This window comes from Brachybacterium nesterenkovii, assembly GCF_900163655.1.
GTDB lineage: Bacteria > Actinomycetota > Actinomycetes > Actinomycetales > Dermabacteraceae > Brachybacterium > Brachybacterium nesterenkovii.
The window spans coordinates 1-1,207 of sequence record NZ_FWFG01000002.1; the positions used below are offsets into that span (position 1 = coordinate 1).

The 1,207-nt window shown below is 64.9% G+C and carries 1 protein-coding gene; it reads right to left on the reverse strand.

What is annotated here, in order from left to right:
• Window positions 1–362 precede the first annotated feature (362 nt).
• Complete coding sequence (locus FM110_RS00215) at window positions 363–1,112, reverse strand: hypothetical protein (protein WP_087101529.1); 750 nt, start codon at window positions 1,110–1,112, stop codon at window positions 363–365.
• Window positions 1,113–1,207 lie beyond the last annotated feature (95 nt).

Sequence of the window (1,207 nt, forward strand, 5' to 3'; positions counted from 1 at the left end):
CCTGGCCCTCGGCTTCCGCAACCCCACCAACTACATCGCCCGCGCACTCCTCGAAGCCGACGGATTCAGACCACACCTACACCCCGAATTGTGAAGAGCCTCTTAACTGCCCCTCTGCAACGTCGATCGCATCGACTTGCTCATCTAGGTGCAGGATCGATCGATACCCCACGCTCATGACTGCAATTCCTCTCGCTCGAGGTGTTCCCTCATCGGCACATGATGTGGGTTGTGGTCGGCTCTATTCGGTCAAACGATAGGGCAGGCAGCTGGCGCCCTTCGTTTCCGGCGCGGCTGCATCTGCCTGTTACTGCACGATCTTCGTCCCGTGCGTCCATGACGCCCTTGAGAGGCGCGAGTAGTTACCAGCCGTAGCGCGGCTTCGGGTCATACCGTCCCCGCCGTGCGTGCTCCTCGTGAGGCCAGGCTGGGGTGTCGCCCGTCGGGACTTGTCGCCGGGGATCTACAGCCGCCAGGTGGGCCCGTGCCCACTCGACGAACGCCCTGCTCTCGTCACCGCCAGTCACTTCGACACTGTCGACGAACGCGGACAACTCACGGTGCTGCAGCCAGGCACTGGTGCCCGTGTGGAGCGCTGCCTCCCATTCCTCGTACTCCCGGCACAGGGCGTCGATCCGTTGGGCCTCAAAGCGACGGAGACGCTCTTCCTCCTCGCGTCGAATCCGTGCTTCCTCGCGTGCGACTGCGTCGTGGCTCGCCTGCTCCACCGCGCCGAGCACATTGCTGATGCGGTCCTCGACCTGCATCCGGACGCCATCGGCCCAGGACTTACTGAGCTTGCGGCCGCTGGCGTCTGTGAGGTGCAGCCGCAGTCGACCGTCCCCGATGTGGTCGTACGTGGGCGCCCACACGTAGTCGCCCCTTGCGCGGCGCGCCGCCTCATCCTTGGTGTCCTCGTGCGGCACCCGCTTCGTGACCTCGTTGAAGATGATTCCGACCTGCGCGTGGCCGGCGTCGAGAAACAGCAGAGCGGGGGAGTCGTAGCGGGTGTACCTCGGCTCCCATTCGCGGCGCTCGGCTACGCCGACTACTGGAGTCACTGTCCACCCGCGTGCGAGCGCCTCAGTGACCAGGGAGTGTGCGATCAGCACGCACCGATGCCTGAGCCCCTCAGGGAGGCGTTTAGGGGCTCTTCGCGGTTCGTGGTGAATGACCCTGCTGTGGCGGGTGTTCACGCTACGGTTCT